The following is a 23,633-nucleotide window of genomic DNA, read 5'->3' on the forward strand; positions in this document are numbered from 1 at the left end:
TCAAGAATGTTCTGCGCGATTGAACGCAGGGTCGCGGTGCCTTAGCGGCGAAGTCCGAGACGCTCGATCAGCGAGCGGTAGCGCGCGATGTCGATGTCCTGGAGGTAGCCGAGCAGACGACGGCGCTGACCCACGAGCAGGAACAGACCACGACGCGAGTGGTGGTCGTGCTTGTGCTCCTTCAGGTGCTCGGTGAGGTCCTTGATGCGCTGCGTCAGCATCGCGACCTGCACCTCGGGGGATCCGGTGTCACCGGGGTGCGTCGCGTACTCTTCGATGATCGCCTTCTTGACGTCTGCTTCCAGTGCCATAGATTCGATCCCCTTTCAGCTTGTTGCGCGGCGCCCGACGCCTGATGCGTGGGCTCTCTTTATCCGCGGCCGATCAAACGGCAACCTGACGAGTCTACCAGTCGTCGGCGCGCTCGGGTGACACGGGCACCGAAGGGATCTCGGCGGTGGTCAACTAGTCTCGAACCGTGCAGAAGCAGTCCGAAGCGTGACCCCCAGACGCGGTCATCTGATCGACCTCTCCCCTCTCGCATCCAGCCCCGCATTCGCCCGGATGTGGATCGGCTCGACCCTGGCGGGCATCGGCGGCCAGCTCACCATCGTCACGGTCATGCTGCACGTGTTCGAGCTCACGCAGAACACCTTCGCCGTCTCCATGATCGCCGTCGCTGGACTGGTACCCATGATCCTCGCCGGCCTGTACGGCGGGATGCTCGCCGACGCGTTCGACAGGCGCCGGGTAGCCCTCATCGCCGCCACCGTCACCTTCGCCTCCACAGCGCTCCTGGCCGCGCTCACCTGGACGGGCACGGAGACGATCTGGTGGCTGTACGCCCTGAGCATGATCAACTCGGCCGCCAACTCCGTGGGCATGGCGACGCGCACCGCGATCGTCCCGCGTCTCATCCCGCGGGAAAAACTCGCCGCGGCATCGGCACTCAACGGCGTCGCCTTCGGGCTCACCGTCATGGCGGGTCCCGCGCTGGCTGGCCTCCTCGTGGCCCTCACCGGCTACGGATGGACCTACACGATCGACGTGGTGCTGATGCTGTCGATGTTCCTCGGGCTGTGGACGCTGCCGGCGTTGCGCCCGGAGGGCGAGGCCGTCCGCCCCGGACTGGAGTCTCTGGTCGACGGCTGGCGGTTCCTCCGCAAGGCCGGCAACATCCGCATGCAGTACATCATCGACATCATCGCGATGACGTTCGGACAGCCGCTCGTGCTGTTCCCGGCGCTCGGCACGGTTCTCCTCGGCGGCGGTGCACTGACCACCGGCATCCTGACGGCCGCGGTCGCCGTCGGGACCTTCACCTCGAGTCTGTTCTCCGGCCGCGTCGTGCAGTACCGCTGGCACGGTCGAGGGATCGCGAGAGCCGTCGAGGCTTACGGCGCATCGATCCTGCTCTTCGGCGCCGTGCTGCTCATCGGCGCGCTCTCCGCACCGGCGAGCGAGGTCGAGCCACACGTGGGCCTCATCATCGCCGCGTGCATCGCACTGGCGCTCTCCGGCGCCTCCGACAACGTCAGCTCGATCTACCGCAACACGATGATGCAGGCCGCCGTGCCCGACGCGATGCGCGGACGCCTCCAGGGACTCTTCGTCGTCGTCGTCGCCGGCGGCCCCCGCGTCGGGGCGCTGTACGCGGGGACGCTCGCGACACTGACGAGCCTCTGGTTCCCGCCCATGCTCGGCGGCTTCCTGGTGATCGCTCTGGTGGCGACGCTCGCCCGCCGCAGCCGTCGTTTCCACGACTACGACGCAGAGAACCCCGAGCCCTGACGGGCCCGGGGTTCGGGTCTCGATCCGACGCGTCAGTCCTGCTGCAGCGCGCCCTGGAGGTCGAGGCTGATGGTCACGTCCTTGCCGACGAGAACGCCGCCGGTCTCGAGCGCAGCGTTCCAGGTCAGGCCGAAGTCCTCGCGGTTGATGACCGTCTTGGCGGATGCGCCCGCCTTGTAGTTGCCCCACGGGTCGCTGCCGAATCCGCCGAAGTCGAGCTCGAAGGTCACCGGCTTCGTGATGCCGCGGATGGTGAGGTCGCCGTCCACGAACAGGTCGCCGCCCTCGGCGCGTGCGCCGGTCGAGACGAACTCCATGGTCGGGAAGTTCTCGGTGTCGAAGAAGTCGGCGGAACGGAGGTGCTGGTCGCGGCCCTCGTCCTTGGTGTCGACCGACGTGACGTCGACGGATGCCTCGACCTTGGCCTCGAGAGGGTTCTCCGGAGCGATCAGGGTGGCGCTCTTGACGCCGAAGGTGCCACGCACCTTCGAGATCATCATGTGACGGACACTGAAGGTGACCTCGCTGTGCGAGGGGTCCAGGACCCAGGTGCCGGGACGGTAGCCGGGGATGTCGATGCTGGTCATTGCTTCTCCTCTGGAGACGTCAGCCGCAGCTGCGGCAAGGGACAGGGGCCGCGTTCACCGCGACCACTGTGACAACTTACATTCAGAAGTATGTATTCCCCTGAATGAAGAAACTTTTCCCGAACAGCACGAGGCGCCCCTCTCCCGAAGGAGCGGGGCGCCTCGTTGAGCGAGCCCGGATCAGCCGACGGCGACGAGATCGATGATGAAGATCAGGGTCTTGCCGGAGAGGAAGTGACCTCCGCCTACGGGGCCGTAGGCCAGGTGCGGCGGGATGATCAGCTCGCGGCGGCCACCCACCTTCATGCCGGGGATGCCGTCCTGCCAGCCCTGGATGAGACCCCGCAGCGGGAACTGGATGGTCTCACCACGACCCCAGGAGGAGTCGAACTCTTCGCCGGAGTCGAACTCGACCCCCGCATAGTGCACGGTGACGGTGTCGCCGGGCTTCGCCTCGGCACCGTCACCCTCGATGATGTCGCGGATGACGAGGTCCGCGGGCGCAGGGCCGGTGGGGGCGTCGAACTCAGGCTTTGTGCGATCAGTCATACGTCCATCAAACCCGAGCGCGATGGACCGGGTCAACGCACCGGCACCTGCTCACAGCGAACACCTCGCAACTTCATCGAGGCGCCGGGGGAAGAAGCTCTTGACACTCGCGCGGGGCCGGGTGCACCCTGTTTACAGATCAACTCAGCGCCCGGGAGACTCGCAGGCATCGCCGCAGCACCGGGCGCTGAGTCTTGCCACAGGCCCGCGCTCCGCGGTCACCCGGCGTCTCCGCACAGCAGGTCTGCGATCTCCACGGGGTGGCTCAGCATCGCGCAGTGACCACCTGGGAGTTCATCCGCGGTCAGCCCGAGGCGGGTCGCAGCCAGGTCGCGCAGGAACCCTGAGGGGAAGAAGCGGTCGTCCGAGAACACCACCACTCGCGTCGACACGTCGGGCCACTCCCGAAGCGGCCACGGCCGCTCCATCGCCTCCTGCGACGGGTGCGCGCGCTCGCGCCGCAATGCCTCCTCTGCAAGCGCGCGCGGGACGCCGTTGTAAAAGCTGACGAGCGGATCCGCATTGCCGGTCAGCCCTCCGTCCTGCGCGGATCGGGACGCGGAAGCGACCGTGTACCCGGAGTTCTCCCACCACTGACTCGGGGACTCGTCCGGCGTGGGGATCATGCCAGCGAACAGGACGAGCTCATCGGCGGCGAGCTGTGCAGCGACCAGGGGCGCGGTGAACGCCCCGAAGGAGTGCCCGACGACCGTCACCTCCCGGCGTGCACCGACGATGTCCACGACCGCTTCGGCATAGTCCTCGAGCGTGAGGGTGTCGTCGTCGGCGGGCAGGTCAGGGGCGAACACCGCGTGACCACGCCTGCGCAGCTCGGCTGCCACGAGATGCCACGACCAGCCGACGTCACCACCGCCGTGGATCACGACGAACGTCCTCATCCGCCACCGCCCTTCCTTGCCAGAAGAGTACGCCGGCCGCGGCCGCACGTCAGTAGGCCAGGAGAGCCGCCCTCGTGGCCCTGGTGCGGATCAGCAGCGCACGCTCGTCGTTGACGGCCATCGGGTCGCGTCCCGTGATAGCCCGCTGCCGGACGGAGGCGAGCTCGGTCGCGTCCTTGATGAACGCCCGCATCAGCGGACGCCGGTCGCCGCGCAGCTGGGATGCCCACGCGAGACCCACCTTGCGTCCGCCGGGTGTGGCCAGCATCGTGACTTCCTCCGGGGTGAACCACCCCGCAGCGGCGTAGTCCTCCAGGCGGGCTCTCGTGAGTCGCGCCTCCTCCCGTCGCAGCGCGACGATGCCCAGGATGAAACCGATGAACAGCGGCACCTGGAGAGTGAAGTAGAGCCCGAAGAAGTCCGCGAAGGTCGCTGACCCGTTCCAGAGCGCGTGCAGCAGGATCGCTCCGACCAGACCCAGTGCTCCGGCTCCGGCCGCAGCCCGCGCCGAGCCGTGGCGACGAGCGACCATGCCGATCGCGAAACCGGTGATCGCGGTGAACATGGCGTGAGCGAAGGGCGAGAGGAGTCCGCGCACGACGAAGGTCACGGTCAGCTGCTCTCCCCCGCCCTCGATCAAGCTCACCCCGAAGTACTGGATGTTCTCGGTGAAGGCGAAGCCCGCACCGACCAGGGCTCCGTAGACGATGCCGTCGACAGGACCGTCGAACGCCCGACGGGCGAGCAGGAAGATGAGGAAGACGCCGAGGCCCTTCCAGAGCTCCTCCACGACAGGTGCCTGCACGACAGCACCGAACTCCTCAGACCGGATGCCGAGCAGGAGCGTGAGCGCCGTGTCGACCAGCAGCGTGAGCCCGACCGCGGCCACCGCACCCCAGGCGATCGCGAATGCGACGAGCCGCTTGGGCTCGGGCTCCCAGCGATCGATCAGCCGGACGCCGAGGAACACGATCGTGAGCGGGATGAGCGCGAGGACCAGACCGACCACGGAGGCGAAGGATCCGAGCGCCCACACGAAGTAGCCCACGAGCGCGATCAGCAGGAAACCGAGCACGCCGAAGAGCCAGAGCGATATCGTGCGGCCCTTCCTCGTCGGCACGGGCAGAGCGGGAAGCGACTCCGCGGGCGATGGGGCGACCGGAGCCGGCGGCGTGTACGGAGTCGGCTGCGCGAGAGGAGAGGCGTAGCCCGCGACAGACCTCCTCGCAGCGGTCGGCGGCGTCGAGGCCACGGGATAAGCGGGTGAGTAGGGAGGCGGCGGTGTCGGTCCGGACGTCGGCTGCGACGCGGGCGGAGGAGCATACGGCGAGGGCTGCTGCGGCTGGGTCGGTCCTCCGGAACTCATAGGCAAAGCTTATGGGCACAACGTCGATGGTCCGGATATGGCGACGCCCTCCACCCGGCTACCTGCACCCACCCGGTAGCGTAGGAGCATGCGGTTCGCTCACCTGCGCCGTCCTGACTCCCCCCACGCGGCTCTCGCCGTGGTCGAGGGATCGGACGCCATTCTCGTCTCTGACCTCCTGACAGACCCTCCTGCCACCCTGCAGCAGCTGATCGAGGGAGGAGAATCGGCTCTCGACGCTCTTCGCGGGGCCCTGGAGAACGGCTCAGCCCCGCGGCACCCGCTCGACGGGTGGGCCTTCGACTCCGCGGTGCTCACTCCCCCCGCAGTGCTGGCCGTCGGCCTCAACTACGCCGCCCACTCGAGCGAGCTGGGGTTGAAGACGGACGCCGCGCCGACGGTCTTCACCCTGTGGCCGAACTCGCTCACCGGTCACGACCAGACCACGTCGTGGCCGCGCGCTCTGAGCGAAGCCGTCGACTACGAAGCCGAGCTCGGCGTGCTCATCGGCACCCCCGCCAAGGACGTCGCCGAGGCCGATGCCCTGACGCACGTCTGGGGCTACACGGTGGTGAACGACATCACGGCCAGGAACATCCAGTTCTCCGAGGCGCAGTGGTCCCGCTGCAAGTCGTTCGACGGATTCACTCCGACCGGGCCCTTCGCCGTGACCGCCGACGAGGTGGCAGACCCGCAGGACCTCCACATCTGGACCGTCGTGGACGGCCACACCGTGCAGGACGCGAGCACCGACCAGATGGTCCGGTCGGTCGCGAAGCTCATCGCCCACCTCTCGCAGTCGCTCACGCTGCTCCCCGGCACCCTGATCTCGACCGGCAGCCCCGGCGGTGCCGGATACTCACGCGACCCGCAGATCTTCCTCCGCGACCACTCCACCGTGACCGTCGGCATCGACGGCATCGGCGAGTTGACCACGCACTGCCGGATCACCGACTGAGCACGGACGATACGACGAGGGGGACGGATGCGCCGCATCCGTCCCCCTCGTCGTATCGATACGGTCAGATCTCGATCAGGTCTTCCGACGCCACCACCGGGATCGCCGCCGTGATCGTCTCGAGGCCGGAGAGACGTGCCGGCGACAGCTGCTTGACGACCTCTTCGCGAGACATCAGACCGGCTTCGACCACGAGGTCGGCAACGCTGCGGTTGGTCAGCAGCGCCGTCTTCGCCAGAGCGGCCGCCGCCGCGTAGCCGATGAAGGGCGTGAGGGCTGTGATGACGCCAACGGATGCCCCCACCATGGCACCGAGGCGGTCACGGTTGGCGGTGATGCCGTCGACGCAGTTGACGCGCAGGGTCCACATCGCCTGACGCATCCAGGTGATCGACTGGAAGATCGAGTGCGCGATCACCGGCTCGAAGGCGTTCAGCTGCAACTGTCCCGCCTCTGCCGCCATCGTCACGGTCATGTCGGCGCCGGCGACCGCGAACGCCACCTGGTTCACGACCTCCGGGATGACCGGGTTGACCTTGCCTGGCATGATGCTCGAGCCCGCCTGCATGGCGGGGAGGTTGATCTCTCCGAGACCCGCCTGCGGTCCGGACGAGAGCAGACGGAGGTCGTTGCAGATCTTCGAGAGCTTCATCGCGTTGCGCTTCAGCGTCGAGGAGAACGACATGAACGACCCGGTGTCGCTGGTGGCCTCGACGAGGTCGCCGGCCGTGCGCAGGTCGAGACCGGTGATCTCACGCAGGTGCTTGAGGACGGCGGGTGCGTACCCCGGGTGGGTCGTGATCCCCGTACCGATCGCCGTCGCGCCCATGTTGATCTCGAACATGAGGGACGCGTTCTCGGTGAGTCGCGTGTGGTCGTACCCGAGGGTCGTGGCGAAACCGTTGAACTCCTGCCCCAGCGTCATGGGCACGGCGTCCTGGAGCTGGGTGCGACCGACCTTCAGCACATCGTGGAATTCGCGCGACTTGCCCAGGAAGGACAGCCGCAGCAGGTCGAGCTCCTCGAGCAGTGAGCGCAGGGTCAGCGAGAGGCCGATCTTCACCGCGGTCGGGTACACGTCGTTCGTGGACTGGCTGCGGTTCGTATGGTCGATCGGCGAGAGGAAGGCATAGTCGCCCTTCTCGTGACCGGCCATCTCGAGCGCGATGTTGGTGATGACCTCGTTCGCGTTCATGTTCGTCGAGGTTCCGGCACCACCCTGGATGACGCCGACCGTGAACTGCTCATGGAACTCGCCGTCGATCACGCGCTGCGCTGCGCGATCGATCAGATCAGCCCGCTCCGGATCGAGCACGCCGATCTCCCGGTTCGCACGCGCACTCGCCTGCTTGACCATCGCGAGACCGACCACGAGGTCGGGGTACACGGAGATCGGCCGCTTCGTGATCGGGAAGTTCGCGTCGGCGCGGGCGGTATGGATCCCCCAGTACGCGTCGACGGGAATCTCCATGCTCCCGAGCGAATCGGTCTCGGTACGGGTCAGGGTAGGCGCGGCAGAAGCCATGTCACATCCTCGTGGGTCGTGGCGGGTGAGAAGGGTGGGGGATGCCCCTCAGTCTACGCCGCTCAGCGTCCTGGTTTGCGGGAGAAGGCCTCGAGTCGCCCTTCCGGGCTGAGCTCCGCCATGCGTTCGAGCCAGTCCGCGGAGAAGTAGTCGCCGGTCTCGGCGCCGGTCACGGGGACGACGGTGTGCGTGATGGTGTCGGCGTACACGTGGACGAGCTGGAATGCCTGCGCGGCATCCATGCCGTTCACCTCGGCGGCGGGGCGCGCGACGTTCATCGTGTAGCAGGTGGCGGATGCGACGCTGACCGGAACACCGGCGAAGGTGCCGTGGGACGAGTAGTGCAGGTGGCCGGCGAGGATTCCGCGGACGTCGCTACCCCGGATGACGTCGGCGAGCTCGTCCTGGTGCCGCAGCTCGAGGATGTCGAACAGCGGCAGGTGGCTCGGCAGCGGCGGGTGGTGCATGGCCAGCATCGTCCCGAGCGGCGCGGGTTCGGCGAGCACGTCGGCCAGCCACGATAGCTGGCCCTCATCGAGGTCGCCGTGATGCCAGCCCGGCACACTCGTGTCCAGCGCGATGACCCTCAGGCCGTCGAGGTCCCAGATTCCCGTGACAGGGTCTTCCGTCGGCTCCAGACCGAGCAGCTCGGCGCGCAGTGCAGGGCGTTCGTCATGATTGCCGGCGACCCAGACGACCGGCGTGTCCAGTTGATCGGCCACCGGCTCGACGGCTGCCCGCAGTCGCCGGTACGCCTCGGGCTCCCCCAGGTCGGCGAGGTCGCCCGTCACGACGATCGCAGCCGGGTGCGGATGCACTGCCCGGATCGCCTCCAGCGTGCGGGCGAAGTTCGACTCGACGTCGTAGCGTCCGCCCAGCCGGATCCCCCCGGCGAGGAAATGCGGGTCGCTGACGTGGACGAGCACATGAGATGCGGGCTCGTGCCTGCCGAACACGTAGGGGCTGCCTGTTCCTGCGGACATGAGCCCCAGCCTATGGCCGAGCGTTCACCGAGGAGCGGGATCCGTGCGGTTCGCCGTCGATCAGTGTCCGAGGACCAGGAGCAGGATCCCGCTGACGACGGCGACACCGCACAGCGCGAAACAGGCATAGGCGCCGACCAGTGCGAGGGACTTCTGCCCCTCGGTCAGCGGGCTCTTGCGGGCGGCCTTGGCAGCCTGCTTCTCGGCGCGCCTCAGCTCCTTCTCCGTGATCACCGTGATCGCGTCGGTGAACTCGGCGGGGCTCACGACAGGTGCACGACCGCTGCGGACGAGGAGGCGGAGCCCCAGTGCGTAGAACGTCACGATGGCGGCGGCGCCGATGAGGGCGGCCGCGAACACCTGGAGGAACGCGAACCAGTCGATCGAGACGCTCATTCGGACTCTCCGTTCCGGCCGGCGTCGGGCTTCTGCGTCGTCGACGCGGTCTTCGATGCCTTGGTGGTCGCTTTGGCGTCGGCCTTCTTCTTCGCCTTCGCCGCCGCGTCCTTCTTCGCCTGGGCCTTGGCCTCGGCCTTCGCCTTGTCACGCGCCTCGGCCCGGGCCCGAGCCTCGGCCTTGGCCTGCTCGATGCGCTGCTGACGCCTCGTCGGCGGAGGTGTGTCCGGCAGCTCGATCGCACGGCCCGACTCGGCGACGTCGCTCATGGCGTTCGCCGGCGTCACGGCGTTGCGGCGTGACCGCATGAAGAGTCCGAGGATGATGGCGAGCGCGATGACGGCATCGATCACGACACCCCAGTTGCCGAGCCAGACGACGAGCAGCGCTGCAAGAGCCCCGACGCCTCCTGCCGCGGGGAGCGTCAGCAGCCAGCCGACACCGATACGGCCGGCGGTCCGCCAGCGAACGGTGGAGCCACGACGTCCGAGACCGGAGCCGATGACCGAGCCGGAGGCCACCTGCGTCGTGGAGAGGGCGAAGCCGAGGGCGCTGGAGGCGAGGATGGTGGCTGCGGTCGAGCTCTCCGCAGCGAAACCCTGCGCCGGCTTGACGTCGGTGAGCCCTTTGCCGAGGGTGCGGATGATGCGCCAGCCGCCGAGGTAGGTGCCGAGAGCGATCGTGAACGCACAGGCGATGATGACCCACAGCTCGGGCTCGTGGTGCGCTCCCGACTGCCATCCGATGGTGATCATCGCCAGCGTGATCACACCCATCGTCTTCTGCGCGTCGTTCGTCCCGTGCGCGAGCGCGACGAGGGACGAAGTGAAGATCTGCCCCCACCGGAAGCCATCGCGCCCATCGGGCTTCCCGTCGTAGCGACGGGTGATCGAGTAGGCGATCTTGGTGGCCGCGAATGCGATGAGGCCGGCGGTGACAGGGGCGATCAGAGCCGGGAGCACGATCTTCGAGAGCACCATGCCGAAGTCGATCCCGCTGATGCCCGCGCCGACCATGGTCGCGCCGATCAGTCCGCCGAAGAGGGCGTGGGACGAGCTCGACGGCAGACCGAGCAGCCAGGTCAGCATGTTCCAGGTGATGGCGCCGATCAGTCCGGCGAAGATCAGCGACAGGAACAGGTCGGTCCCCGCGTCTATGATCGCGTCTTCGCGGATGATGCCACCGGAGATCGTCTTGGAGACCTCCGTCGACAGGAAGGCGCCGACGAGGTTGAGGACCGCGGCGAGGAGGACGGCGGTCTTGGGCTTCAGCGCACCTGTGGCGATCGGCGTCGCCATGGCGTTCGCCGTGTCGTGAAAGCCGTTGGTGAAGTCGAAGAAGAGTGCCAGCGCGATGACAAGCACGACGATGAGGGCTGCGGTTTCCACCGTTCGCTTTCGGTCGTTGAGGAAGAAGGAGATGTCGACGTGATCGACGTGACGAACGAAGAGTTCACCGTGGGTTTGACTTCCGTTAACCGGCCCCGGTAAATCCTCCCACCCTCCCCCGTGCCGGTCAACTCGACCTGGGATAGCGTGAGACGGTGACTGATGCCCCCGCCACCGACCGCCGTTCGACGCTCCGCACCCACCACGGCGATACCTTCGATGATCCATACGAATGGCTCCGCGCCAAGGATTCCGCGGAGGTCATCGCCCATCTGGAAGCGGAGAACGCCCACACCGATTCCGAGACCGCACATCTCTCCGCGCTCCGCGAGACGCTGTTCCAGGAGATCAAGGGACGGGTGCAGGAGACGGACCTTTCCGTCCCCACCCGCCGTGGTGACTGGTGGTACTACAGCCGCACCGAAGAGGGCGCGCAGTACGGCATCCACTGCCGCGCGGCCGCCGAGCCCGGCGACTGGACTCCCCCGCGCCTCGAACCGGGAGTCCCCGTCCCCGGCGAGGTCGTGCTCCTCGACGGCAACCACGAGGCCGAGGGCCACGAGTTCTTCTCGCTCGGCGCCTTCGACACCTCCGACGATGCGACGAAGCTGCTCTGGTCCACGGACTTCGAGGGCGACGAGCTCTACACGGTGCACGTGCGCGACCTCGCCACCGGCACCACCCTCGACGACGAGATCCCGAACACGGGCGGCGCCTTCTTCACCCCGGACGGCACCGGTGTGCTCTACACGACCCGTGACGAGGCCTGGCGCCCCGATACCCTGTGGCTGCACCGACTCGGCACCCCGGTGTCCGAGGATGTGAAGCTCTTCCACGAACCCGACGAGAAGTTCTGGCTCGGCGCCGGGATCACCCGCAGCCGCCGGTACCTGGTGATCGCCGTGGGATCGAGCATCACGAGCGAGGAGTATCTGGTCGATCTGAACGGCGACCTCACCGCTGAACCGCGTCTCGTCTGGCCCCGACGAGAAGGGGTCGAGTACTCGATCGAGCACGCGGTCGTGGACGGCGATGACCGGTTGCTCGTGCTCCACAACGACGGGGCGCTCGACTTCGAGCTCGTCTCGGTCTCCGCCTCCGATCCGCAGGGCCGACGACGGGTTGTGCTCCCCCACGAGCAGGGACGGCGACTGCTCGGGGTCGAGGCCTTCCGCGACTTCGCCACCGTGGAGTACCGCAGCGAAGGTCTGGAGCGTGTGGGCCTGCTCGACTACGTCACGGATGCGGTCGAGGAACTCGCCTTCGACGAGCCGCTCTACTCGGCGGGCGTGAGCGGAAACCCGGAATGGCACTCGCCGTTCCTCCGCCTCGGGTACACGTCGTTCGTGACGCCCGGAACCGTGTACGACCTCGAACTCGCCACCCGTGAGCTGGTGCTGCGCAAGCAGGTACCCGTGCTGGGTGGCTACGACCCGACGGACTACGGCCAGCGACGCGAATGGGCCACCGCGGCCGACGGCGTGCGCGTGCCGATCTCACTCGTCTGGAAGCGCTCGTTCGGGGAGCCGGGAGCGGAACCGCGCCCTGTGCACCTCTACGGCTACGGATCCTACGAGCACTCGATCGATCCCGGATTCTCGGTCGCGCGTCTCTCCGAGCTGGACCGCGGTGTGATCTTCGCGGTCGCCCATGTGCGCGGAGGCGGCGAGATGGGCAGGCAGTGGTACGAGGACGGGAAGCTCCTCCACAAGCGCAACACCTTCACCGACTTCGTCTCCTGCGGCGAGCATCTGGTCGAGACGGGTGTGACCACTCCGAGCCGGATGGTGGCAGAGGGTGGCAGCGCCGGCGGTCTGCTCATGGGCGCCGTGACGAATCTCGCGCCCGAGCTGTTCGCCGGGATCCTCGCCGGCGTGCCTTTCGTGGACGCCCTGACGACGATCCTCGATCCGTCGCTGCCACTGACCGTGATCGAGTGGGACGAGTGGGGCGACCCGCTTCACGACAAGGATGTCTATGCCTACATGAAGTCGTACAGCCCGTACGAGAACGTCCGCGACGGCGTCCGGTATCCGCGGATCCTCGCGGTCACCTCGCTGAACGACACCCGGGTGCTCTACGTGGAGCCGGCGAAGTGGGTTGCCCGTCTGCGCGAGGCCGGGGCCACCGACGTGCTGCTCAAGTGCGAGATGGTCGCGGGGCACGGCGGCGTGAGCGGACGCTACAACTCCTGGAAGGAGCGGGCGTTCGAGCTCGCCTGGCTCCTCGACACTCTCGGCCTCGCCGAGGTGTGACACCGGACTGTCCTCGCGTTCGCGCCTGAACGAACGCGAGGACACGCCTGCGTGAGTGCGAGCGCGAGGACAGGCGATCACGCCGGAACAGGCAGGTTGCGACTCAAGCGGCCTGTTCCGGCGCGGTGGCCCGTCGCCGCGTCGTCCCGAGAATGCGGGTCGAGGATGATTCCGCGAGGTGACCCGAACCGGCGCGAGCTGCAGACGGGCCCCGGGCTCAACCGAAGAGTGCAGCCGCCTCGTCGTAGCGGTAGCGGGGAACCGTGTTCAGCTCACCGAGCGCGTCGGCGAACGGCACACGCACGATGTCGGTGCCCTGCATCGCGACCATCTGACCCCATGCACCGTCGACGATCGCGTCAGCCGCGTGCAGTCCGAGCCGCGTCGCGAGAACGCGGTCGAAAGCAGAGGGCGATCCACCACGCTGGATGTGTCCTAGGATCGTCGCCCGCGTCTCGATCCCCGTGATGCGCTCGATCTCAGGGGCGAGCTGGTCTCCGATACCGCCGAGGCGCGGGCGATTGAACGCGTCGAGCCCCTTGTCGCTGTATGCCTCGTCCATGCCGAGCAGCTTGAAGCCCTCCGAGACGACGACCAGTGGTGCACGTCCGCGATCATGTGCACTGGTCACGAGCTCCGTGATGTCATCGATGGACATCGGCACCTCGGGGATGCAGATCACGTGAGCGCCTGCGGCCATGCCGGCATGCAGCGCGATCCAGCCGACGTGCCGGCCCATGACCTCTGCGACCATGCAGCGCTGGTGCGAGTCGCCGGTCGTGCGCAAGCGGTCCATGGCGTCCGTGGCGATGTTGACCGCGGTGTCGAAGCCGAACGAGTAGTCCGTCGCCTGCAGGTCGTTGTCGATCGTCTTGGGGACGCCGATGACCTTGATCCCGTCCTTCGCGAGACGGTCGGCCGCGGCGAGTGTGCCCTCGCCGCCGATCGCGATGATGCCGTCGATCTTGTGCCCGTAGAGAGTCTTGGCGATGTTCTCGGCTCCCCCGCGCTCGCCCTCGTAGGGGTTGGTGCGGCTGGTGCCCAGGATGGTGCCGCCGACCTTCGACAAGCCCTTCACCTCGTGTCGGGTCAACGGCATGAAGTCACCGTCGACCAGGCCACGCCATCCATCTCTGATGCCGACGAACTCCAGGTCGTACGTGGTGGTGCCCTTGAGCACGATGCCGCGGATGACCGCGTTGAGGCCGGGGCAGTCGCCGCCGCTCGTCAGGATGCCGATCTTCATGCTGGTGCCTTCAGACGTTCGGGAGATGGGGGGAAAAGGCGACGCTGCCTTCGATCGACCCTAGCGCCCCGGCACGTCCGGGCGCCATTCGGGAGCGACGAAAAACGTCGATCTTGACGGCTGGATTCTCCGAAATCGATGAACTTCCCGATCGCCGGCGATCTGACCCTCCGCAGCGCGTTAAGAACAGTGGTTCTTGACGCTCAGATCTCGCCGAGCGCCTGACGCAGCAGATGCATGAGTGCCGCCAGCTGCACCGGTTCAGCCGCCGACTCGTCGACCGCTTCCCCGTCGAGCGCGCGAGCCGCGAGCCCCTGCTTCTGGTCGATCAACTCCGCGATCTTGGTGTCGATCGTGTGCGCGGCGATGATCCGCCATGCAGTGACCGGCTCATCTTGGCCGATCCGATGCACGCGGTCGATCGCCTGCGTCTGCTCGGCAGCCGTCCAGGACAGCTCGGCGAGGACCACGTTCGACGCGGCCTGCAGGTTGAGACCGACGCCCGCCGCGGTGAGCGAGCAGACGGCGATGCCGACCTCGGGGTCGCCGTTGAAGTCGTCGATCGCCTGCTGCCGGACCGTGGTGGTCTGGTCTCCACGGATCGACACCGAGCGGATGCCCGCGGCGGCGAAGTGCGCCTCCGCCTGGTCCATGACGTCGATGTGCTTCGCGAAGAAGACGACCTTGCCCACCGAGCGCTGGAGCTGTGCGGCGTAGTCCGCTGCGAGCGGAGCCTTCGCCTGACCGATACGGCGCACCATGGTGAAGACGTTGTCTCCGCCTGTGCCAGTGGCCTTCGACTCCTCGAGCTCGTTCTGAGCGACCAGCCGCACGATGTCGTCGTCGATCTCGCCGGGGGCGAGGCCGCGATCTCCTCGCGCCTCGATGATGCGACGGTAGCGAGCGGCGAGCCGCTCCCCTAGCTCGCGTTCGGCCTGGCGGATGCTGCGTCCGAACTCGTCGTCGAGCTGGACCGGCAGATCGGCGATGAGCTTGTCCGGAAGGTCCGCCGCCACGTCCTTCTTCTTGCGACGGACGATGCCCATCGAGATGACGGCGTCGCGCGCTTCCGGGTAGAAGGCCTTGTCTGCCGGCGTGAAGCCCGTCGCGTCGAGCTTCTCCATGAGCTCAGGGCCCGGCTTCTCACCGGTCGTCCACCCAAGGAAACGCCAGATCGCATCGAAGTCCTCGACATCGTTGATCAACGGCGTGCCGGTGAGGGCGAGCATCAGAGGGTTGTGACCCGGAGTGCGCTCGCGCACCTGAGCGGCCAGCGACAGCACGTTCTGCGACCGCTGCGACGAGAGGTTCTTGATGAAGTGGGCCTCGTCGACGACCATGCCTCGCAGGCCGATCGACGCGAGCCACGACATGTGCCGGTCCAGGATCTCGTAGTTGACGATGAAGACGTCGGCGAAGGCGTCGATGTCGTCGCCGTCTCCCTGGATGACCGTCGCACGACGCTGCGGCGTCCACCGCTCGACCTCGCGTGCCCAGTTCATCTTCACGACGTTGGGCACCACGACCAGGAGCGGGTATGCACCGGCGACGGAGGCTGCGAGCACGGACTGCGCGGTCTTGCCGAGACCCGGCTCGTCCGCCAGCAGGAAGCTGCGGTGCCCGGCCTTCACGGCTTCGAGGAACCGCGACTGGTGCACCATGACCTCGAGGCCCTTGGGCGAGATGTGGTCGAACTCGGGTGCAGGCGGCAGCTCCATCGACGCCGCAGCGCCGCCGGCCCCTGTCTCGAACGCCTTGTAGAGCGGACCCATGAGCTCCCAGCCGTCCAGACGACGGCGCGGGGTGGCGGCCGGACGCGGCGTGAGGTCGGGAGCCAGGAACGGGTTGGCCAGTTGCCGCGCCTCGACCGAGGGCGGGGTCACCTGTCGCTCGGCGATCGCGGCGGGAACCATCGAGATCTGCACCGGGGCAGCGTCGGCGATGATGAGCTCTTCCGGCGCCAGTTCAGCTCCGGATTCGAGCAGCCAGTCCCGACGCATGCGCTTCGCCACCGGCGACGTCGCCTGGTCGGCCTCGAGCAGCTGGATGAGCGACGTGTCGCGGGCTGCCGTCTTGGCGAGGATCGTCGCGACTCCGTCGAGCCGCTTGAGCAGCTCGACGCGTGCGGGATCGGTGATCTCGCTGTCGGCCTTCACTCTCGCGCGCTCCTCGCGCACCAGGAAGGCGATCACCTGGAACTTCACCCGGTTCGTGGGTCCGAGCTTGCCGCGCTGCGACTTCGCCTCGATCTCGCGCACCTTGCGCGCGAGGATCGGGATGAGGGGTGCCTCGTCGTCGCGACGGGACGTCTTCTTGCGCCGCGTGGCGGCGGTTGCCGTGGTCGGCATGCTCCTCCTGAGCGTGAAAGCTCCGGCTTCCCCCAGGAAGCCATGGGCCGTTCTCGTTGTCCGCGTGTGGCACGAGCCAGGACCGTACGAACAGTGGGTCTTCTTCCCGTCGTGGTACGCGAGATTCGCGAAGTCCGGCGGGAGCCGATATCCATTCTATGTCATGACGCTCGCCCGAACGCGATTGCCCGCGCCGCGCCGCGCCGGAACTCGGACAGCGGGCCCGCTAGCCCGGGAGCCCCAGGGCACGCGCGGCATCCGTCACGTCGGCACCCATCTGCGCCATGAGCTTGTCGATACCTTCGAAGGCCACCATCCCCCGCAGCCTGTCGACGAACTCGACCGTGACGTCGTGCCCGTACAGGTCGAGGCCCGTCTCGCCCAGCACGTGAGCCTCCACCTGCCGGACGAGCACGTCGTCGAATGTGGGGTTCGTGCCGACGGAGATGGCGGAGGGGTGCCGGATACCGGTGTCGTGGTCGACGAGCCACCCCGCGTACACCCCGTCTGCCGGCACGAACGCGTCGACGATGGTCGACAGGTTCGCGGTCGGGAAACCCAGCTCGCGTCCGCGCTTGAGCCCGTGCACAACCTCTCCGCGCACGTCGGGGTACCGACCGAGCACCGTTGCCGCCGAGGCGACATCGCCCTCCATCAGCAGTTCGCGGATCCAGCTCGACGAGACGCGTCGCTCGGAGCCGGGGAGGTACACATCGTCGACGACCTCGACGGAGAAACCGTACAGCGGGCCCATCTCCCGTAGAAGCTCCGGAGTGCCCGCTCCCCGGTTGCCGAAGCGGAAGTCCTGCCCGACCAGAACCGTCGAGACCTGAAGGGCTCCGACGAGGATGTCGACGACGAAGTCCTCGGCACTGCGGGCAGCGAGCTGCTCGTCGAACGTGAGGACCAGGGTGGCGTCGAGTCCGAGCTCCCCCAGGAGCTCGAGCTTGCGCTCCACCGTGACCACGTTCTCCGGGCACCGGTCGGGCCTGATGACGGCGAGAGGGTTGCGGTCGAAGGTGACCGCGACCGCCCGACTTCCCGTGGCGGCCGCGGCTTTCTCGAGGCGTTCGATAACCACACGGTGGCCGGCGTGCACACCGTCGAACTTGCCGATCGCGACCGCGCTCGGACCGAAGTCGCTCGGCACGTCCTCCGGGCTGCGGAAGACGATCACGCGCCCACCTCGACCGGACGCACGACATCGGCGGGCCGATGCGTGCGCAGCCACCAGATGCCGAAGACGGGAAGGATCAGCGGGATGAACAGGTAGCCCCGTCCGAAGAGCGACCACACGGTCTCGTGCTGGAAGAGATCGGGGAGAAGGATGCTCAACAGCCCGACGACGAGCACGCCGGTCAGCTCGAAGACGATCGCGACCCAGGCGACCGTGTACCAGCCACGGCGACGGGCCAGGACGAGGGCGAGCGTGGCGAGGATGTAGACGACGGCGGCGAGTGCGGAGAGCGAGTACGCCAGCGGCGCCTCGTCGAACCGGCGAACGATCTGCACGAAGCTGCGACCTGTAGCCGCCAGCGCCATGACGGCGTAGACGATGACGAGGACGCGACCGATTCCGGTCATCCGAGAGGAGGGGGCGGTGGAGCTCATAGCGCATTCCATCCTAGAGCCGCGGGAGGCCGCCGGGCTCCCGCGGCGACCACTCGCGTCACGCGATCTGGACCGCCCAGATGACCTGCATGCGCCACAGCATGATGGCGATCGCGAGTGCCGCGACCCCGAGGATCACCGTGCTCCAGCGGCTGCGTTCCATGAGCGCCCACAGCACGGCTCCGACCGGGAGCAGGGCAGCCGAGACCAGGTACACCCAGTACTCCAGGAGGTCTCCGGTCGGCGGGTTGCCCGCCAGCGGTGCGATGATCGCGACGATCACCTGGACGACGAGGAGCGCCTCGACGAGGGCGAGGGCACCGACGCTGAAGTCGCTCGGCCTTCTGCCGACCAGCCCCGCGGCGACGCAGAACACACCGGCGGCGACCGCGATGACGATCTGCGCGATCGTGAACCACAGGATCATGGTGCGACCTCCGGCATGTTCATGGCGCTCTTGAGATCCGCGCCGCGCTTCTCGACGATGCCGATCAGGGCACCGTCCTGGTCGATCGCCGCGCCTATCGCCTCATGCAGACGTGCAGCCTGTCCGCTCAATCGCTTGCCGTGGCGGAGGTCGCGCGCGTCGTCGGAGGACATCTCGAGCACGGGCAGGATCCGCGCCGCCGCTCCGCCCGGAGTCAAGGTCGGCGCGCCCTCGAGTGCATCGAGCCCGACGGCCTCGGTCACATCGAACGGCCCGACCCTCGTGCGCCGCAGTGCCGTCAGATGACCGCCGACGCCGAGGCCCGCCCCGAGGTCTCGGGCGAGGGAGCGGATGTAGGTCCCGGACGAGCACTCGACGATGACATCGAGATCGACGTGCCCCTCTCCGCGGCGAGTGGCCAGCAGGTCGAACCGCGAGATCACGACGTCCCGTGCCGCGAGTACGACCTCTTCTCCCGCGCGCACCCGATCGTAGGCACGGCGACCGTCCACCTTGATCGCCGAGACGGCACTGGGGACCTGGGAGATCTCCCCCGTGAGGTCGGCGATGCCGGCCGACACTGCGTCGTCGGTGACCGAGGCCCAGGCATCGGCGGAGGCCGTCGTGAGGATCTCCCCCTCCGCATCGTCGGTGCCGGTGGTCTGGCCGAGACGGATCGTCGCCGTGTAGGTCTTGTCGGCACCCACGATGTACGTCAGGAGCCTGGTCGCCCCCTCGATGCCGATCACCAGCAGACCCGTCGCCATCGGGTCGAGGGTTCCGGCATGCCCCACCCTGCGGGTGCCGAACGCCCGCCGCGTGCGGGCGACCACGTCGTGACTGGTCAGCCCAGCGGGTTTGTCGACGAGGAGGATGCCGGGCGAGACCATCCTCCCAGCCTACCGACGGTGACGGGGCGGAGCGGTCACGGCGATCAGCCGCAGACCTCGTACGAGGGCTCCGCACCGGTCGTCACCGTGACGTCCCAGACGGTATCCGCACCCTCCCGGAACGCGAAGAACACGTGGGCGTCGGTCTCACTCGGGAGCATGATCCAGCTGTCGCTCCCGATCGTCGACGTCCCCTGCTGCGCGGCGGGGTATGCCGCGAGCAGATCGTCCCTGGTGGCGCCGACGCCCAACCCGGTCATCGTCTGGGGCCCTGGAACCCCCTCGAGCGACTCGCTCGTAGAGGAGACGGAGATCTCGCGGATGGGAGCGTTCGGGCTCTCGGTGCCCCGCACGAAGGACATGCCGTAGGCGGAATCCGACGCCGTCCACCACGCCGACCATGAGCAGTCGACCGCGTCGTTGGTCCATCCCGGTGCGAGACCGTCGAGCGTCGAGGCGAAGTCGCCACCGATCTCGATCGGCCCGACACCGGCGTCGTCGATGACCCAGGTGCTCGGGTCTGTCGCAACCTCGACTCTGGCTTCCGTCGTCGGGCTCGGAGAATCGGACGGTGTCTGGCTGGGACTGACTTCCCGGCTGTCGGATGGCGCGTGCGCCGCACCCCCGGTGCAACCGGTGAGACCGCTCGTAGCGAGAGCGGTGAGGAGGATGAGCGCGGCGGCGCGTGCACAGATCATGAAGCCCCTGACTCTGGTCTCGGGCCCCTCGGCCCGCTCACGTAGGCTGGAGGGATGCCCGACGCGCAGGTCCCTTCCGACGTGGTGTCGGCCCTGCCCGAATGGTACCGCTCCACCGCCAGAGACCTGCCGTGGCGACGCCCCGAGTTTCACGACGAGTTCGGGGCCTGGGGTGTGCTCGTGAGCGAGTTCATGCTGCAGCAGACGCCGGTCGTGAGGGTCATCCCGCACCTCGATGCCTGGTTGAAGAGATGGCCGACGCCCGCGAGGATGGCCAGCGCATCGACGGCGGACGTCGTGCAGCAGTGGGCGAACCTGGGCGAACCTGGGCTATCCCCGGCGTGCGCTCTGGCTGCATCGCGCGGCCGTCGAGATCACCGACCGGCATGGCGGGGTCGTACCGCGCGGGGTGGACGACCTGCTGGCGCTGTCGGGTATCGGCGACTACACCGCCCGTGCTGTGGCCGTGTTCGCCTACGGCGACCGCCACCCGGTCGTCGACACGAACACCCGAAGGGTGCTCGCTCGTGCCGTCGAGGGCCGCGCACAGCCGGGCGCGCCGTCACGCCGAGATCTCGATCTGATGGCCTCGCTGCTGCCCGATGAAATCGATGCCGCTGCGATGTTCAACGCCGCGGCGATGGAACTCGGCGCCACCGTGTGCACGTCACGATCACCACGATGCGAGCTGTGCCCGTTGGCAGGCAGCTGCGCCTGGCTGGCGGCCGGCAGACCCGACACCGGGGATGAGCGGCGACGCCAGGCGGCTTACGAGGGGTCGGACAGACAGGCCCGCGGCGCGGTGCTGCGGCTGCTGCGGACCCTGGATCCGGAGCCTGTTCCGCTGGCGGCCGTGCTGCCGGACTGGCCTGACGCGGGTCAGCGGGATCGCGCCATCGACTCCCTCATCGCGGACGGCCTCGCGGAAGCCGACGGGTCAGCGCTGTTCCTGCCGCGCTGAACGTCTTCCGCAGGCGATCACGGCAGCCGACGCCTCGACGGGTCCGCACGCTCAGACGTGGTGATCCGTGCGATGCGCGAGCACCGTCAGCTCGACCCTGCTCCGCACGTCCAGCTTGACGAAGACCCGACCGAGGTGCACCTCCACGGTGCGTACCGAGACACGCAGCGCCTCCGCGATCTCGCGGTTCGCGGCTCCTCGGACGGCGCGCATCGCGACCTCCAGTTCGCGCGCCGTGGGCCGGAGCGCCCAGGCCGAACGGCACGCGGAGAGAGCCTCCGCCACGGGGAGGATGCTTCCTTCCCTGGCATCGAGGCGATCCAGCCTGTTCCGGATGGCTCTGGCCCAGGCGGTTGCGCCGGAGATCTCGAACAGCCGCTCCGCGTACTGGAGGTGGATCCTCGCTGACGCGTGATCGTCACGGATCGCCTGCTGCGTCCCGAGCATCATCTCCACCCGCGCCCTCGCGAACGGCGAAGTGAGAGTACGCGCGATCTCGCTCACCTCTTCGCTCTCGGAGGGCCACCGTCCGTCCCCCGCTGTCGCGATACGTATCCGCAGCTCCTGCGCGAGGGCGATCTCGGGAGGCTCGACCGCCGCGGTCCTGACGCTCTCCTGACCCACGAACGCCATCTCCTCCAGCCCCGGCACCACCAACGTCGGCTGCGGTGCGCCGCGATCGGACCAGAGCCGGAACGTCGCGGCAGCCTCGTCGAACGAACCGGCGAGGAACGAGCGGATGCCGCGGTCCACGAGCAGATCGACCTTCACTCCCACGGGGAGGGCCGCCGTGAGCGAACGGGCGAAAGGCCCGAGCTCACCGAGCACGGCCACGTCGAGGCGCCGGGCGAGGACCACGCCGAGGCCGGCGAACGGCATCGCGATCGGAAGCCGGAGAGCCGATTGCATCAGTCGGTCGCGCGCAAGCCCGATGTCGCCCCGCCAGACCAGCAGCAGCACCTCGATGACCGCGCGATAGGCCTGGATGACCGGGCTGTTCTCGTACCCAGGGACGAGAGGATCGGGGCCGACGGACAGGACCGATCCATCGGTCGACAGCAGGCGGAGCGCACGATCGATGTCTCCGTCCGTCGCGGCGCGCAGTGCGCGGAGCATGCCCCCGCTCGCCGGACCGGCTCCACTCACGGCGTCGCCGCCGCGATCGCCCACGATGAGCCAGCACAACGCGACGGCGGGATCGCGGAGCTCATCGCCTGCATCCGCGCGGGCGGCCCCGTCTCGCAGGACATCGAGCCAGGTGCGCATCCCGATCCGGTCGCCGCGCTCGGCGCACAGGACGGCCGCGAGAGCAGCAGCCCTGGTCCAGTGGCGCCAGTCCTCCTGATCGAGCGTTCTCGACCGCAGCGTGGTCGGATCGACGGCGGGTACTGCGCCCTGCACGAACGTCCGAGCGACGATGAGCGCGCCGAGGCCGGCGATCCGATGATGCGTGCTTCCGCGCGGATAGAGACCTCCCAGCCATGCTGCGGCCTCCGCAGCGAGTCCGGCGCTCAGGGCCGAGGCGCCGGCGACGAGACATGCCTCGTCCTTGGCATCGCCCACGGCGTGTCTATGCGCCTCGGTCGCGAGCAGCAGCGCACGGTCGGGTTGTCCGGCCTCGGAGAGCCGCCGGGCGAGCCGCGTGAGTCCAGGTGCGGTGGACGGGGCTCCCTCGAGTGAAGCCCGCGCCTGGTGCCAGTCCGCACTCGCGCGTTCGCCCCGAGCACGGAAGAGCGCGCTCAACCGCTGGTGAACCGCCGCAGTCCTGGCCGCGCAGGTCGTCGCCTGCACCCAGACGGACAGTCTCGCATCGACGAGCCGTGCGCGACCGGCGTGCACGAGCACGTGATCTGCGACAGATGCATCGGCCAGTTCGGTCGCCGTTCGTCCGTCGAAGGCGAGGAGGGGACCGAGAGCGTCGTCCAGGCGCACCGCGAGCGCGAGCAGCAGCTCACGATCACGTTCGTCGAGTTCCAGGTCGGCGAACCGGAGCGCGATGGCCGGCACCAGTGGGAGCGGCGTCGGCAACGAGTGCAGCCCGTGACGTTGAGCCGGTGTCAGACGCTGGACCAGCTCGCGAATCGTCGGCACGTCGCCATCGACGGCGTCGGACAGACGCGCGAGAACGTGCGGAGCGCATCCGAGATCCTGCTCGAGGAGATCCGTGAGGAGAAGTCCGGCCGCGGCGGGCGCGACGAACGGCCCCCCAGTCGTGTCCGTACCCTCGATGCGCCGATCCCCCTCAGCTTCGCGGGATCGGGTCCCGCGGAGCCGAGCGTATCAAACGGCCCTCACTCCGAGTCGTCTTCCGTGCGGTAGGGGTCGGCGTCGCCGGCGTGCGAAGCCGAAGAAGCCAGCTTCGCGACATCCGCATCTCGCTGCTGCGCCTCGCGGAGCAACGCACCGATGTGGTCGGCGTTCTCCGGCAGCGCGTCCGGGATGAACTCGAGCGTCGGCACGAGTCGTGTGCTCAGCTGTCGTCCGACCTCGCTGCGCAGCATGCCGGTCGCGGAGGTCAACGCGGCTCCGCTGGAGATGCGCTCCTCCTCCGTGCCGAGAACCGTGTAGAACACGGACGCGTGCTGGAGGTCTCCGCTCACACGGACGTCGGTGATGGTGACGAAGCCGAGGCGTGGATCGCGCAGCCCCTTCTCCAGCCTCTCTGCGAGGATCACGCGGATTCGATCCGCAAGTCGGGCCTGTCGTTCGCCTGCCATTGTTCTCTCCCTGTCCAGGAACCCTCAGGGCGTCCCCC

General features: G+C 68.2%; 21 protein-coding genes and 1 pseudogene. 4 read left to right on the top strand and 18 right to left on the bottom strand.

All coding sequences use genetic code 11. The features are described from left to right. Positions 1–41: 41 nt before the first annotated feature. A complete protein-coding gene (gene rpsO / locus ABRP18_RS10160; RefSeq protein ID WP_017830938.1) occupies positions 42–311 on the bottom strand; it encodes a 30S ribosomal protein S15 in 270 nt (89 codons plus the stop codon). Between the two features lie 187 nt (positions 312–498). Here rpsO and ABRP18_RS10165 point away from each other — a divergent pair, with 187 nt between their 5' ends. After that, a complete protein-coding gene (locus tag ABRP18_RS10165; RefSeq protein WP_193761738.1) occupies positions 499–1,791 on the top strand; it encodes an MFS transporter in 1,293 nt (430 codons plus the stop codon). A 32-nt stretch (positions 1,792–1,823) separates the two neighbouring features. Here the strand turns inward: ABRP18_RS10165 and ABRP18_RS10170 are convergent, their stop codons facing one another. From ABRP18_RS10170 to ABRP18_RS10185, 4 genes are all read right to left on the bottom strand, one after another. Further along, positions 1,824–2,378 (bottom strand): YceI family protein, encoded by a 555-nt coding sequence (locus ABRP18_RS10170; protein WP_045265072.1) that lies wholly within the window; start codon positions 2,376–2,378, stop codon positions 1,824–1,826. A gap of 180 nt (positions 2,379–2,558) precedes the next feature. Continuing rightward, positions 2,559–2,927, bottom strand: a complete 369-nt coding sequence (locus ABRP18_RS10175; protein WP_046748293.1) for an FKBP-type peptidyl-prolyl cis-trans isomerase — start codon at positions 2,925–2,927, stop codon at positions 2,559–2,561. A 218-nt stretch (positions 2,928–3,145) separates the two neighbouring features. Next, positions 3,146–3,826, bottom strand: coding sequence for an alpha/beta fold hydrolase (locus tag ABRP18_RS10180; RefSeq protein WP_061015468.1), 681 nt, complete (start codon positions 3,824–3,826; stop codon positions 3,146–3,148). 49 nt (positions 3,827–3,875) lie between these two features. After that, the gene (locus ABRP18_RS10185) at positions 3,876–5,078 is read right to left on the bottom strand and encodes a PrsW family intramembrane metalloprotease (RefSeq protein WP_046748291.1); all 1,203 of its coding nucleotides are present in this window, start codon (positions 5,076–5,078) and stop codon (positions 3,876–3,878) included. A 202-nt stretch (positions 5,079–5,280) separates the two neighbouring features. Here ABRP18_RS10185 and ABRP18_RS10190 point away from each other — a divergent pair, with 202 nt between their 5' ends. Continuing rightward, positions 5,281–6,150 (top strand): fumarylacetoacetate hydrolase family protein, encoded by an 870-nt coding sequence (locus ABRP18_RS10190; protein WP_058630507.1) that lies wholly within the window; start codon positions 5,281–5,283, stop codon positions 6,148–6,150. Positions 6,151–6,214: 64 nt separating this feature from the next. On the opposite strand, the gene ABRP18_RS10195 is transcribed toward ABRP18_RS10190, so the two are convergent. The 4 genes from ABRP18_RS10195 to ABRP18_RS10210 form a co-directional block, all read right to left on the bottom strand. Further along, complete coding sequence (locus tag ABRP18_RS10195) at positions 6,215–7,675, bottom strand: aspartate ammonia-lyase (protein ID WP_046748284.1); 1,461 nt, start codon at positions 7,673–7,675, stop codon at positions 6,215–6,217. A gap of 62 nt (positions 7,676–7,737) precedes the next feature. Beyond that, positions 7,738–8,658 (bottom strand): phosphodiesterase, encoded by a 921-nt coding sequence (locus tag ABRP18_RS10200; protein WP_141369937.1) that lies wholly within the window; start codon positions 8,656–8,658, stop codon positions 7,738–7,740. A 60-nt stretch (positions 8,659–8,718) separates the two neighbouring features. Continuing rightward, complete coding sequence (locus ABRP18_RS10205; RefSeq protein WP_061015993.1) at positions 8,719–9,054, bottom strand: hypothetical protein; 336 nt, start codon at positions 9,052–9,054, stop codon at positions 8,719–8,721. Next, entirely contained in the window at positions 9,051–10,442 is a 1,392-nt protein-coding gene (locus ABRP18_RS10210; RefSeq protein ID WP_046748281.1) for an inorganic phosphate transporter, read from the bottom strand. Before ABRP18_RS10210 ends, ABRP18_RS10205 begins: the two co-directional genes overlap by 4 nt. 155 nt (positions 10,443–10,597) lie before the next feature. Here ABRP18_RS10210 and ABRP18_RS10215 point away from each other — a divergent pair, with 155 nt between their 5' ends. Then, entirely contained in the window at positions 10,598–12,697 is a 2,100-nt protein-coding gene (locus ABRP18_RS10215; RefSeq protein WP_141369939.1) for a S9 family peptidase, read from the top strand. 217 nt (positions 12,698–12,914) lie between these two features. Here the strand turns inward: ABRP18_RS10215 and ABRP18_RS10220 are convergent, their stop codons facing one another. The 7 genes from ABRP18_RS10220 to ABRP18_RS10250 all read right to left on the bottom strand — a co-directional run bounded on the left by ABRP18_RS10220 (position 12,915) and on the right by ABRP18_RS10250 (position 19,917). Continuing rightward, entirely contained in the window at positions 12,915–13,943 is a 1,029-nt protein-coding gene (locus ABRP18_RS10220; protein ID WP_046748279.1) for a 6-phosphofructokinase, read from the bottom strand. A 203-nt stretch (positions 13,944–14,146) separates the two neighbouring features. Next, entirely contained in the window at positions 14,147–16,291 is a 2,145-nt protein-coding gene (locus tag ABRP18_RS10225; RefSeq protein WP_349884580.1) for a DEAD/DEAH box helicase, read from the bottom strand. Between the two features lie 226 nt (positions 16,292–16,517). Beyond that, on the bottom strand, positions 16,518–17,468 hold the full coding sequence (locus ABRP18_RS10230; RefSeq protein WP_046748277.1) for a bifunctional riboflavin kinase/FAD synthetase: 951 nt from the start codon (positions 17,466–17,468) through the stop codon (positions 16,518–16,520). Continuing rightward, on the bottom strand, positions 17,465–17,875 hold the full coding sequence (locus tag ABRP18_RS10235) for a hypothetical protein (protein ID WP_171010960.1): 411 nt from the start codon (positions 17,873–17,875) through the stop codon (positions 17,465–17,467). Before ABRP18_RS10235 ends, ABRP18_RS10230 begins: the two co-directional genes overlap by 4 nt. Positions 17,876–17,960: 85 nt before the next feature. Further along, on the bottom strand, positions 17,961–18,329 hold the full coding sequence (locus ABRP18_RS10240) for a hypothetical protein (protein ID WP_061015068.1): 369 nt from the start codon (positions 18,327–18,329) through the stop codon (positions 17,961–17,963). Beyond that, positions 18,326–19,219, bottom strand: a complete 894-nt coding sequence (gene truB, locus ABRP18_RS10245; protein ID WP_349884581.1) for a tRNA pseudouridine(55) synthase TruB — start codon at positions 19,217–19,219, stop codon at positions 18,326–18,328. The genes ABRP18_RS10240 and truB overlap by 4 nt, the downstream gene beginning before the upstream one ends. Before the next feature lie 44 nt (positions 19,220–19,263). Then, positions 19,264–19,917, bottom strand: a complete 654-nt coding sequence (locus tag ABRP18_RS10250; RefSeq protein WP_349884582.1) for a hypothetical protein — start codon at positions 19,915–19,917, stop codon at positions 19,264–19,266. Between the two features lie 54 nt (positions 19,918–19,971). On the opposite strand from ABRP18_RS10250, the pseudogene ABRP18_RS10255 reads away from it, so the two are divergent. Then, positions 19,972–20,878: pseudogene (locus tag ABRP18_RS10255) on the top strand (A/G-specific adenine glycosylase). A gap of 51 nt (positions 20,879–20,929) precedes the next feature. On the opposite strand, the gene ABRP18_RS10260 reads toward ABRP18_RS10255, so the two are convergent. Beyond that, the gene (locus ABRP18_RS10260; protein WP_349884583.1) at positions 20,930–22,969 is read right to left on the bottom strand and encodes a helix-turn-helix transcriptional regulator; all 2,040 of its coding nucleotides are present in this window, start codon (positions 22,967–22,969) and stop codon (positions 20,930–20,932) included. Between the two features lie 200 nt (positions 22,970–23,169). Continuing rightward, positions 23,170–23,595, bottom strand: a complete 426-nt coding sequence (gene rbfA / locus ABRP18_RS10265; protein WP_046748269.1) for a 30S ribosome-binding factor RbfA — start codon at positions 23,593–23,595, stop codon at positions 23,170–23,172. Positions 23,596–23,633 lie beyond the last annotated feature (38 nt).

Source organism: Microbacterium sp. WHRI 7836 (genome assembly GCF_040223885.2).
GTDB classification, from domain to species: Bacteria; Actinomycetota; Actinomycetes; order Actinomycetales; family Microbacteriaceae; genus Microbacterium; species Microbacterium oxydans.